The sequence below is a fragment of the Endozoicomonas sp. genome, assembly GCF_051008435.1.
Lineage (GTDB): Bacteria > Pseudomonadota > Gammaproteobacteria > Pseudomonadales > Endozoicomonadaceae > Endozoicomonas_A.
This window is the reverse complement of sequence record NZ_JBPCXO010000572.1, coordinates 1-10,714: the sequence shown is the minus strand read 5'-3', so window position 1 is coordinate 10,714 and position 10,714 is coordinate 1. Positions and strand designations below refer to the sequence as shown.

13 protein-coding genes are annotated in these 10,714 nt (G+C 47.5%); 2 read left to right on the top strand and 11 right to left on the bottom strand.

Annotation, left to right across the window (positions count from 1 at the left end; all coding sequences use genetic code 11):
- Positions 1-100: 100 nt before the first annotated feature.
- Complete coding sequence (locus tag ACR2PX_RS29340) at positions 101-625, bottom strand: hypothetical protein (protein ID WP_434002892.1); 525 nt, start codon at positions 623-625, stop codon at positions 101-103.
- Positions 626-855: 230 nt separating this feature from the next.
- On the opposite strand from ACR2PX_RS29340, the gene ACR2PX_RS29335 reads away from it, so the two are divergent.
- Positions 856-1,758 (top strand): hypothetical protein, encoded by a 903-nt coding sequence (locus ACR2PX_RS29335; RefSeq protein ID WP_434002891.1) that lies wholly within the window; start codon positions 856-858, stop codon positions 1,756-1,758.
- 159 nt (positions 1,759-1,917) lie between these two features.
- Here the strand turns inward: ACR2PX_RS29335 and ACR2PX_RS29330 are convergent, their stop codons facing one another.
- The 3 genes from ACR2PX_RS29330 to ACR2PX_RS29320 all read right to left on the bottom strand — a co-directional run bounded on the left by ACR2PX_RS29330 (position 1,918) and on the right by ACR2PX_RS29320 (position 6,929).
- Positions 1,918-4,971: an efflux RND transporter permease subunit gene (locus ACR2PX_RS29330; protein WP_434002890.1), complete on the bottom strand. Its 3,054-nt coding sequence runs from the start codon at positions 4,969-4,971 to the stop codon at positions 1,918-1,920.
- 2 nt (positions 4,972-4,973) lie between these two features.
- Positions 4,974-6,119, bottom strand: coding sequence for an efflux RND transporter periplasmic adaptor subunit (locus ACR2PX_RS29325; protein ID WP_434002889.1), 1,146 nt, complete (start codon positions 6,117-6,119; stop codon positions 4,974-4,976).
- 96 nt (positions 6,120-6,215) lie between these two features.
- Complete coding sequence (locus tag ACR2PX_RS29320) at positions 6,216-6,929, bottom strand: TetR/AcrR family transcriptional regulator (RefSeq protein ID WP_434002888.1); 714 nt, start codon at positions 6,927-6,929, stop codon at positions 6,216-6,218.
- 393 nt (positions 6,930-7,322) lie between these two features.
- Between ACR2PX_RS29320 and ACR2PX_RS29315 the strand changes: the two genes are divergently transcribed.
- Positions 7,323-7,862: a YaeQ family protein gene (locus ACR2PX_RS29315; RefSeq protein WP_434002886.1), complete on the top strand. Its 540-nt coding sequence runs from the start codon at positions 7,323-7,325 to the stop codon at positions 7,860-7,862.
- On the opposite strand, the gene ACR2PX_RS29310 is transcribed toward ACR2PX_RS29315, so the two are convergent.
- The 7 genes from ACR2PX_RS29310 to ACR2PX_RS29280 form a co-directional block, all read right to left on the bottom strand.
- Complete coding sequence (locus tag ACR2PX_RS29310) at positions 7,859-8,173, bottom strand: TusE/DsrC/DsvC family sulfur relay protein (RefSeq protein ID WP_434002885.1); 315 nt, start codon at positions 8,171-8,173, stop codon at positions 7,859-7,861. The two genes, ACR2PX_RS29315 and ACR2PX_RS29310, sit on opposite strands and share 4 nt — an antisense overlap.
- 3 nt (positions 8,174-8,176) lie before the next feature.
- Positions 8,177-8,464, bottom strand: a complete 288-nt coding sequence (gene tusB, locus ACR2PX_RS29305) for a sulfurtransferase complex subunit TusB (protein WP_434002884.1) — start codon at positions 8,462-8,464, stop codon at positions 8,177-8,179.
- On the bottom strand, positions 8,464-8,823 hold the full coding sequence (gene tusC / locus ACR2PX_RS29300; RefSeq protein ID WP_434002883.1) for a sulfurtransferase complex subunit TusC: 360 nt from the start codon (positions 8,821-8,823) through the stop codon (positions 8,464-8,466). The genes tusB and tusC overlap by 1 nt, the downstream gene beginning before the upstream one ends.
- Before the next feature lie 2 nt (positions 8,824-8,825).
- Positions 8,826-9,218, bottom strand: a complete 393-nt coding sequence (gene tusD, locus ACR2PX_RS29295) for a sulfurtransferase complex subunit TusD (RefSeq protein ID WP_434002882.1) — start codon at positions 9,216-9,218, stop codon at positions 8,826-8,828.
- A gap of 61 nt (positions 9,219-9,279) precedes the next feature.
- Complete coding sequence (locus tag ACR2PX_RS29290) at positions 9,280-9,507, bottom strand: hypothetical protein (RefSeq protein ID WP_434002881.1); 228 nt, start codon at positions 9,505-9,507, stop codon at positions 9,280-9,282.
- A gap of 56 nt (positions 9,508-9,563) precedes the next feature.
- A complete protein-coding gene (locus ACR2PX_RS29285; protein WP_434002893.1) occupies positions 9,564-10,526 on the bottom strand; it encodes an NAD(P)-binding protein in 963 nt (320 codons plus the stop codon).
- A gap of 78 nt (positions 10,527-10,604) precedes the next feature.
- Positions 10,605-10,714: zinc ribbon domain-containing protein (locus ACR2PX_RS29280; RefSeq protein WP_433997355.1), on the bottom strand; the 110-nt coding region annotated here is incomplete at its 5' end.

Here is a 10,714-nt window from a genome sequence, read left to right as displayed (position 1 = left end):
AATACGACGCGGGTCTGTATATCGGGTGCAATATGAGTCATGACTGAGAGTAAAGAGAAAGGTTTAGTAGAAAATGGCACAAAACTCTGAAAAATCCAGCCTATTTTGAGGGGGCTGAATAGTTACGCTTCATCTGTTCCATTTGTATTTTTTGCAGCTCCTGCTGATTCATCTGCTGTTGCATCTGCATGTTCTGTTGTTGCTGGATTTGCATCTGCTGCTGGAAGGCACTGGGGTCACGAAAATCTGGAATGGGAACTCTTGACTGGTTGGAACAGTTTTTATCCTGAGCCAGCCCCAGCAGATAGTTATAACGCTGGCGATAAGCATCAATTTCAATCTGTTCTGCCTGACTTAGATCCATAAAGAACCAAGGTACCAAAAAGAAAACACCCGCCACGCCCAAAGCGACATTTTTTCCGGTTTTATCGGTTTTGGGCATCAACCTGCTGATTTCCCCCTCAATAAATACCATTTCGCTTTCCAGGGCTGCACAGGAGCGATTTATATCTCCGTACTGTCGTACAGTAGTGGGATGGGCGTCTCTGCCTGCACAGCCTGCCTGCAACAATGTCAGAGCCAGAAGTGATATTCCGGCTATTCGATTTCTATTTTTTAACCACATAATCCTGTTTGAACACGCTATAAAACTCAGATAAAGCGTAGACCAACAAGATCACTACTCGTTCACTACTTACAAGAAAACAATAAATACATTTATTTTTTTAAGACGGTCAGTCCAGAAAAAAGCCTTCAGAAAAAGGAGAAAAATTCCCTGCTCAGAAGCCTCATCCATACCCATATCTGCCGATACAAATCTAACTCTCCCCCTGCAACTGATCACTGGATGACCTGATGAAGAAGAATTACATACTCTCTGCACTCCTGGTTTTATCACCTGCCCTGCATGCTAATCAAAAACCGGTTGAACCTATTGAACCTGAGCTGTCCGCTGAGCCTTTACAACCTGAACTGTCTATTGAATCCGCCATACAACCTGAACTGACTGATGAGTCACCCATGCCACTGGTGTCTGCGGCGGTTCGTTATGGAATGATGGCAGATGCTTATCTAAGCAGTCCCAGCGGCATGGTAACGGAAGGGTATCGTTTTCAAATCAGAAGCCTCTACCTGTCCTTCCTGAAAGAGATGCTGACAGAACCAGGTCACACCGTTGAAAAAATCAATGAGTCACTGCTGGCAGACTGGATGATGCGTCTGGGCCGTGAAGGTATTGGACCAGAGACGCTGGTCAGTATAAAAAATGGTATGCAAAACAAACTGACTGAATGGAGTCAAAAAAGTCTGTCAGGTCAGATCACCCCCTTTCTGGAATCCACAGAAATCATGCCAAAGCTGGAGCAACAGATTAAGGCTTGCAAGAAGATGACTCCTCAGCCATCCAGTGACCCAGCTAAACGACGCTCCTGTCATCAGGCCGAATCTCTGACCCGGGTTGAATCAAGTACTCTGATCGACCCCAACCTGTTGAAAAGCGCGATGCTGAAATTGATTCCGGCTTATACTCAGGGTTTAATCGATGTATCCAATCGTCCCTACTACCGTGCTTTTTTGACTTCAAGGGAAGATTTTGAAGAGAGTTTAAGTGCCTTATTGGGACAGGGATACACTGCACGCCAGCTGGCCGAAATTCTGGAGTTTGCCGGAGTCGATTATCCTGAGGTATTTGACAGCCTCTACTATCATGCCCTTCGAAATGACAAAAGTATTCACGAACCCACCATCACCCAGAATTAACAGCATCTACCCAGATAGCAGGGTCTCCATTACTCTCCCTGCTATCTAACCTCCATCCAGAAATAACTACTGAAATGCACTTTGCAAAAACTATAAACAAAAAAAGAGCCGTGCTAGTAAAAGTCACGGCTCTCATTGAGAAAATGACTCAGTGCCTTCTCAGTCGTATTTAACCTTATAAAGCAGTGAATAAGTGACCGGCAATACGATCAGTGTCAGCACTGTTGCAAAGCCCAGGCCAAAAATAATCGTGACGGCCATTGAGCTGAAGAAAGCATCAAACACCAGCGGAATCATACCCAGCATGGTTGTCAGCGCTGCCATACAAACCGGACGCACCCTGCTGACAGCCGCATCAACTATCGACTTGGCAAGATTACCGGTTTTCTCTTCCTCAATATTGATCTGTTCCACCAGCACAATACCGTTCTTGATCAGCATACCTGAGAGGCTCAACAGCCCCAGCAAAGCGGTGAAAGTGAATGGCATGTTCAGGGCCAGTAACCCTGCAGACACACCAATAACACCCAGAGGCACCGTAAACCAGATAGCCAGCGCCTGTCGGATAGTACTGAACAGGAAAACCGTAATGATAAACATAATCAGGTAACCCATAGGCAAGGACTTGAAGACATTACCCTGAGCTTCACTGGACATCTCATGTTCTCCACCCCATTCCAGGCTATATCCATCTGGCAGAGGAATAGACTCAATTTTTTCCTTTAGTTTTAGTCGGACCGATTCGGGGGTTTCATCAGTGAAGGGCTTGGCATCCGCCATCACTGTTAGCACCCGCTTCAGGTTACGACGTACAATCAGAGGGTTTTCAGTCTCCGACTCAAAACGGCTCACCACCTGTGCGACCGGCACAAAGGCATTCCGCTCCTGACTCCAGACCTGAAGGTCAGTCAGAGTGTTAGCGTTCAGACGCTCCTCTTCAGGTGCCCTGGCCAGGATGGACAATAAGTGGCTGCCATCTCTGTAAACACCCACTTGTTTGCCAGTAAAGTTAACCAGTAAGGCATCATCAAGCGCTTGCTTGGAAATGCCACTCCTGCGTGCAGCTGCTTCATCAATCTGAGGCCGGGCAATGGTGACTTGCTCACGCCAGGATTGCCTGACATCCGCCGCTGAAGGCTCCTCTTCCATGATCGCCACAGCTTTGGCACCTAAATCCCTAAGCACTTGCGGATCTGAACCATAAAACCTTGCTTCAATGTTGGCGGCGGGTGAAGGACCGTTTTGCAGAAGCTTGAATTTAAATTCGATACCGGGGTGTTGTGCATTCATGGCCTTTTCCATAGGCCCTATAAGCTCCTTGATCCGATCTCTCTCATCCACTTCAACAATCAGTTGTCCGTAACTGCTGTAACTCTTTTCCGGAGCATAAGTCAGAATAAAGCGCTGAGCGCCCATACCCATCACTGAAGTGACATTTTCCACACCGTCATAAGCCATGGCATCTTGCTCAAGCTGCTTAATGGCTTTTTCGGTCTCACGAATGTCAGTCCCTTCCTGCATCCAAACATCAACAAAAAAGATCGGAGTATTAGAAGGCGGGAAGAAAGCCTGTTTCACATGACCAAACCCTGCAATGGCCAATACCAGGGCAGCAACGGTTAGTACCAGAGAGATCATTCTGTGCTTCAGGGCTTTGTTCAGAAACCCACGATAGAAAACAAACAAGGCACCTTTGTATGGATCTACTTCTGTGCCTGCCATAGCTTCAGAAGGTTCTTTGAACATGATATTGCAGAAAAAGGGAGTCAGTGTGATGGCCAGAACCCAGCTGATCATCAGAGAGAGCAACAGAACCTGAAACAAGGAGACCATGAAGTCACCGGTGGAATCCGGAGACAAACCAATGGGCGCAAAGGCAATAATGGCAATGACCGTGGCACCCAACAGAGGCCATTGATTCTGAACCACCACCTGCTTGATGGCTTCCATGCGTGAAAGCCCTCTTTGCAGGCCCACCAGAACCCCTTCTGTGACCACAATCGCGTTATCAACCAGCATTCCCAGGGCTATGATTAACGCCCCGAGCGAAATTAGCTGCAACTCCACGCCGAGTATGTTCATACCGATAAACGTACCCAGAATGGTCAGTAACAGAATACCTCCCATCAGCAGCCCAGAGCGCAAGCCCATGGCAAACAGCAATACGACAATCACGATGGCAATGGCTTCAGCAAGACTGATCAGAAAGCCATTCACAGAATCTCGAACGACTTCAGGCTGATCATACACCACCGTAAAATCGATACCTACGGGACGGCTGGACTCCAGCTCTGCCAGGCGAGCATTAACCGCTTCACCGATATCGACGACATTAACGCCTTTGGCGAATGAGATACCCAGAGAAATCGCTTTTTGACCATTGCTCCGATAAAGGTTCATCGGAGTATCATCAAAAGTGGTATGAATATCAGCAATATCACCCAGGTAAATCAGCTCCGTAGTACCCGGAGTGCTGATCACCAGCTGTTTCAGTTCACTGATATCCTTGAATTCACCGGTGGGATGAATCCGCACCGAGAAGCCATCAATAAACATCTTTCCGGCATTAGAAACCACGTTCTGATTTTGGATAAGACTGTAGATAAAGGCAGGATCTACACCCAGTGCTGCTACTTTGGCCTGCGATATTTCTATAACAACCTGTTCGTCCACAGTCCCAGCCAGACTGACTTTCTTGACGCCTTCCACCAGGGAAAGCTCCCGTTGAAGAAAGTCGCCATAATTTTCCAGCTCACGATAATTAAAATCATGACCACTGAGGTTCAACATGATGCCAAAGACATCACTGAAGTCGTCATTGACGATGGAAGGGTAGACGCCCGGCGGCATAGACGACTGGGTATCATTAATCTTGCGTCGCAGTTCATCCCAGATTTGCGGTTGATCACTGGCGGTAAACTCATCTTTCAATTCCACCATGATCTGGGAAACACCAGCACTGGAAACAGAGTCGATGTTTTTTACGTATTCCAGCTCCTGAATAGCCCGCTCCAGAGGCAGCGTCACTTCCTCTTCAACCTGCTGGGGCGAAGCGCCTGGATACGCCGTATTCACCATTGCCTGAGGAATCGGGAACTCAGGAAATTCCAACTGCCCCAGACCAAAAAAGGAAATCGTGCCACCAATCAGCAGCAGGACAACAAACATCCAGCTGATGACTTTATTTCGAATCGAATACTCCGCAATATTCATGCTCACAGCCCCCGCTCACGCTGCAGTGGCTTGACGGCCATGCCGGGACGCAAGCGATTAACGCCCGCAGAAACAATGCGTTCCCCTTCCTTGAGCCCTGAAGTCACTTCGATACCCGATTGGAGAATAGTGCCCACGGTGACTTCCACCGGATTCACCGAGTTATTCTGCTCATCGTATACCCAGACCTGTTCCTTGCCTGTCGCATCATCTTTCAAAACAGCCGACAGAGGCACAATAAAATGCTGCCCGGCATTGGTTCTGGGTGACACTTTCGACAAATCCAGAATCAGGGTGGCGCCCATACCGGGATACACCGTTACATCCTCAGGGATAGGCAGGGTGAATACCACTTCATAAGACTGGGTTCCCGGCGTCACCCTGGTGGAATGCTCTTTGTAACTGGCCTTATATTCTGTGCCAGATCTCCCGGCAAAAGTGACAATGGGTTGATAGCTGTAATCCACTTCGTTTTCCCGAACATTGGACACAATACTCTCAGGAACCTGAATACTGACATCCAGAGTATTGCTACCCTGCAGGATAAGAATGGTCTGCTGCGACTGAACAAACTGATAATTTTCTACCAGGGTCTGTGCAACTCGTCCATCAAACGGCGCTTTGAGTACAGAGTATTTCAGCTTGTCGCTGGCCAACTGCAGAGCTGCCTTGGCAGACTTGAGCTTGGCATTGGAATTATCCAGCTCAGACTGGGACACCACCTTTTTCTTACGCAGTGATTGAATCCGGTTGTTTTCTGTTTCTGCCAGATCATAATCCGCTTGACGGGCAGCCAGTTCATTACGAATATCTCGATCATCCAACTTGGCCAGCAACTGCCCTTTCTTGACTTCTTCTGCCTGTTTGACAGGGAACTCAACCAGTTCTCCAGGTATGCGAAAAGAAATTTCAGCCTCTTTACTGGCATACACTTTGGCCGGGAATTGTCTTAGATTGCCCGCATTAGAATCTTCGACCTGAAACAGTTTCACAGGACGAATCATTTCTTTTTGCTCTTCCTGTGGCTGAGAGCAACCCGAAAGGGCCAGAACTGCAGCAACCAATGAGCTTATTAAAAGTGGGGAAAAGCCCAACTTATTTCTTTTTGTTAAAGCCCGGCCTTTCTGCAGGCTGAACGGCGATGTCATAAACCTTCTCCCTCTCAGGCACAAAGCGCCCAAAATTCCGAATATTATTCGCAAAATGTTCTAAAAAATCCCCTGCAAGAGGGGATTAATAAAAAATCAGCAGGATTCTGCTTCAACAGCGGTATAGGAACTCACGACTTCGGCCAGCTGGCCAAGCCGTGATCTGGGTATGGCTGAATGAAGATGCCAACCTGCCAGATAACGTTCAATATTCGCCAAGTGTAGATCAACTCCGTCGTCTTCTCTAAAGTCCGCATTGAAAACACCAAAGCCAGACTCCTTGATTTGATAAAGACCACTGGACAACCCCCAGAGCCCCATCATCAGCTCCGCTACCGACTGATCAGAAACATCTTCATAGCCGTTCTCGACCAGAGCCAAACGCACCAGTGATTTGAGCTGAGCATCAATATAGTTTCCCAGTTCATTCATGGCATTACTGCGATTGGATGAGGCCCTTTGCCAGACACTGGGATTCATGGCGAGCTGACTGAGTGCAAAATGTTCAGGACGATCCTGATTAATCTGCCACATGCAGAGTGAAATCATGACCATTTTCTCAAGAGAGATCAGATCTGCCTCAAGTATGCGATGAAGCACCTGAATCTTTTGTCGGGTCAGAACATAAGCGCACCCGAGCAGCAGATCTTCTTTACTGGAGAAATGAGAATAAATGGCTCCCATGGAACATTCTGCGGCCTGGGCCACATCGGACATTCGCAGATCAAGAAAGCTTTTTTCTTCCAGCAGGAGAAGCGTGGCAGCAACAATCTCGGCCTCTCTTTGAATGCGTTTCTGCTGTCTGGACATAAGGATGCTAACACTTGGCAATAAGCGCGAATACTATTCGTTTTTAAATACCTGATACAAGCTATTTTTAAGGTTGAAACTACTTAACCCTGAAAACGAGCAAAGCCACTTCGATTTATGTGGCAGCTACGAAAACCTGAAATATCGGTTTTCGATGTGTACGACAATGAACAAAGAAAGCTCGTCGACATCTCATTGATTCTTTTTCCGCTGTACAGCCTTTTCTCATTAGCTCCAGGCAATCAGCATTAGCATGACGAAAAAAAGTGTCCGCCGACAAAAAATAGCAGAGCGAAAAGCCCGACACTCTGTAAAAATTCCAGGCGGGGTCGCTTGATGGGGTGAATAAGAGCCTGTAGTGTCGTGCTCTACTTTTTTAGACCGGATGTAGAAATGGCGCTCAAGGCCACAATTTTCAAAGCCGAACTGCAAATAGCAGATATGGATCGGCACTACTATCAAAACCATACCCTGACCATTGCTCGTCATCCTTCAGAAAATGATGAAAGAATGATGATCCGGCTATTGGCCTTTAGCCTGTTTGCAGATGAACAGCTGTCATTCACCAAAGGGTTGAGTACAGACGACGAACCCGACCTCTGGCTGAAAAATTACAGCGGCGAAATAGAACTCTGGATTGACCTGGGTCAGCCTGATGAGAAAAGGATCCGCAAGGCCTGTGGCCGAGCTCAATCCGTTGTCCTCATCAACTACGGTGGCAGAACCTCAGAGACCTGGTGGGACCAGATGGCCGGGAAGCTGGATCGTTTTCAGAACCTGAAAGTACTTAATCTGCCTGAAAGCTCAAGCAAGACACTGGCAGAGCTGGCCGAGCGAAACATGCAGCTCAGCGCCAGTATCCAGGATGGTCACATCATGCTCAGTAATGAGCGACACAGCCTGGATATTACCCTGGAACAACGAAAAGACTAGAAACAGTTAGTCGGTCTGGGGAGACCTGCGATTCGAGCTGCAAGCTTTGCCGGACTACCAGGGAATAATTTCATCAGATAAATACTGTTACCCTGGTCTTTTCCCAGCTGGTTGGCAATGTATTTCACAAATGGCCTCTGGCTGGGGGCGTGCTCAAACTTCTGATAATACTCCCTGAGCAGATTCAGAATTTCCCAGTGTTCCCCTGTCAGAATCACATTCTCGTCAGCGGCTAACTGATCCGCAACCTCTGGATTCCAATCACTGAGATTGACCAGGTAACCGTCTTTATCAAGCTTCAAATCCGTCATACTCTAAAACCAACTCACCACTTTGTCGTTGGCTTCAGTCAGCTTAACAAAGCCCTGATAGTCCACCATTCCAATATCCAGGCCGTCCTTGTTGGTCATACCTCTGGCCAGCACGTCAGCTTCCAACACATACACTACCACATGCTTAAGAAGGTCAGACAGGACGTCACTGGCTTCAAACAAAGCATAAACCCCCTCTTCCAGAAGCAGAACACTGTCACCCGCATTAAGCGCTCTCAGGCAGAGCTCCAAAGGTTGTCCGGCTTTATTGACCGTATGCAGAGTAGCCATCAGAAACTCAATACCTTGTCATGCTGAGCCAGGAAGGATGCAACCGCATCGCCTTCCAGGAGGGTGTATAGGGGTAGCAACTGATCCGGATCCAGGTTGCGTTCTTCCAGGGACTCTCCGTCTACATAGACTGTTTCAATCCCATACAACTCCAATGATTGAAACATTGCAGAAAGATTTTTCCTGCCCAGCTGTCCGGGAGACTGCCCATCAAGTATCTGATAAACCCCCTCCCCCATCAGTAACAGACTGGTTGGAATTTCGTAGGAAGCAGAAACCAGTGCGGCATCCAGCGCTTCTCTGGCAAACTGGCCACGGTACGGTGCCTGAGTCGATATAATACAAATAGATTGACTCATATTCAGTCTCCAAACGTCACCAGACGATCCGCTTCGACTGTTGCCTCAAGCAACTGTCCCAGCCCGGAGAGGTCATAACCTTCCCGGAGGTTGCTGGCTGGCAGGTCATACCTTTGTGCTTCCTCAGCATTCACCACACCTCGCCTTAGAGCTGCAGCGATACAGACCACCGCATCAATATCATGCTCGGTTACCAGCTTTTGCCACTGCTCAGGAAGATTGGGCTCATCCTGAGGAGGCGTCACCAGACTGGAAGCATTGTGCACTCCATCCTGATAGAAAAAGACACGAATGATCTCATGACCGGAAGCCAGCAGAGCCCGGGCAAAAGAAAGTGCTGTCAGTGAAGACTGTCCGTTGCTGACATCACCATAAACAGCCAGTGCATATTTCATTCACAGACTCCAATCTTCAAAATTCTCTTCCCACATTTCATAAAGACCGTACTTTTCTCATTCAAAGTTCGTCAGGTTTTCGGGACTCAGGGTTATCATAAGGGAAATAATACTTCAGAAGATCTGCTACGTGATCCCAGCAGTCCGGTGTACCTGGTCCCGATAAAGCCGCCCCTATATAGAAGGTAGAGCCTTTACCCTGCATCTTGTTCAGGTCACGGTAAAAGCCACTGCGAATATCATCCACTTCGACATAAGGCCCAAAGGATGAGTGATTATGAAATTCCACAAACTCTTTGAATGTGACCTTACTACCCCCAAAATTCAAGCGGTTGATATCATCCCTTATACGCTGCCGACATCATCATCGGAAAGCGACAGATCTTCTGCACCAAATAACACATTATAATGATCAGGAAATGGCATGGGTAGCATCGCATAAATACCAGGGAAACTGGCCGCCTTGATCAATAGAAGGCGCTCCTGATCATCAAAGTCAAACACACTACCGAACGTTTCAAGCAGAGGTGGTGCAGAAACCAATAAATATTTGCAGGAAAAATCCAGTTTTCGCTCATCCTGATAAGTTTCAACGATGACATCTTTACCTGAAACCCTTCTGACTTTTTGAACCTCGGTATTAAGATAAACAGCTTTCTTGCCGGTGAGTTTTACTATTTCTTTTGAGATAGCAGGATAGATAGCAGGATAGATAGCATCAACACCTTCAGCGGGCGTATAAAAACTATCCCATATAATCGAAGACGCCACACGATGAGTAATGTTCTTCAAAACATATAACATGGGAACATTTTCAATGGCCCCGTATCCCTGCAGATAATGAATCAGTGGCGTAAAACCAATGTCTATCTTCTTTTTCTTGAGGAACTCTCCCAGAGTGAGCAACAAATCTTCAGGGACAGGGTCTGGCAAATGGGTTCCTGGCTTAAACATAAAGGAAAAGGTATACCCGGAGTAATACCAGTAATAAAGGAGAGACGTCAGCGTAGAGTGATAGGAAGGCTCTTCATAATTCGACAAGGCACCGGTTTCAAAATCCACATACCTTCTCTTCAAATCAAGAATGGAAGCACGCATCAACTTTTGGTCGAAGCGATTAAAAACTTCCTTAATGTTGTCACTTTCAGGGAATATTCTGACGCCCAGATCATAGACTGTCTCCCAGGGTTCCGCTCTATAAGTCTGAGCATGCCCGCCCAATCGCCCTTTTTTCTCCAAAACGGCAACAGAGTACTTTTTATCCGCCATTTTAAGCGCTGTATACATCCCAGAGGCCCCGCCTCCAATGATGCAAACATCCCGGCTCAGTTCCTGCCCATAACCAATAGAGCAAAGTAGCCAGCCCAGCTTGACATCCTCCCCGCCCTAAAGGACGGGGATTCCTACAGCTAGACGGTCATGCCCGACCGCAAGAATGTTTCTTGCTGCGTTTACGTCACGCAGATGTTCAGCTCCGCACTCTGAACAGACCCATT

Coding starts and splice junctions, on each gene's coding strand:
- ACR2PX_RS29315 (WP_434002886.1), top strand. CDS start 7,323: ATGGCGCTCAAGGCCACAATTTTCAAAGCCGAACTGCAAATAGCAGAT.
- tusC (WP_434002883.1), bottom strand. CDS start 8,823: ATGAGTCAATCTATTTGTATTATATCGACTCAGGCACCGTACCGTGGC.
- ACR2PX_RS29320 (WP_434002888.1), bottom strand. CDS start 6,929: ATGTCCAGACAGCAGAAACGCATTCAAAGAGAGGCCGAGATTGTTGCT.
- ACR2PX_RS29340 (WP_434002892.1), bottom strand. CDS start 625: ATGTGGTTAAAAAATAGAAATCGAATAGCCGGAATATCACTTCTGGCT.
- ACR2PX_RS29310 (WP_434002885.1), bottom strand. CDS start 8,173: ATGACGGATTTGAAGCTTGATAAAGACGGTTACCTGGTCAATCTCAGT.
- ACR2PX_RS29325 (WP_434002889.1), bottom strand. CDS start 6,119: ATGACATCGCCGTTCAGCCTGCAGAAAGGCCGGGCTTTAACAAAAAGA.
- ACR2PX_RS29330 (WP_434002890.1), bottom strand. CDS start 4,971: ATGAATATTGCGGAGTATTCGATTCGAAATAAAGTCATCAGCTGGATG.
- ACR2PX_RS29335 (WP_434002891.1), top strand. CDS start 856: ATGAAGAAGAATTACATACTCTCTGCACTCCTGGTTTTATCACCTGCC.
- tusD (WP_434002882.1), bottom strand. CDS start 9,218: ATGAAATATGCACTGGCTGTTTATGGTGATGTCAGCAACGGACAGTCT.
- tusB (WP_434002884.1), bottom strand. CDS start 8,464: ATGGCTACTCTGCATACGGTCAATAAAGCCGGACAACCTTTGGAGCTC.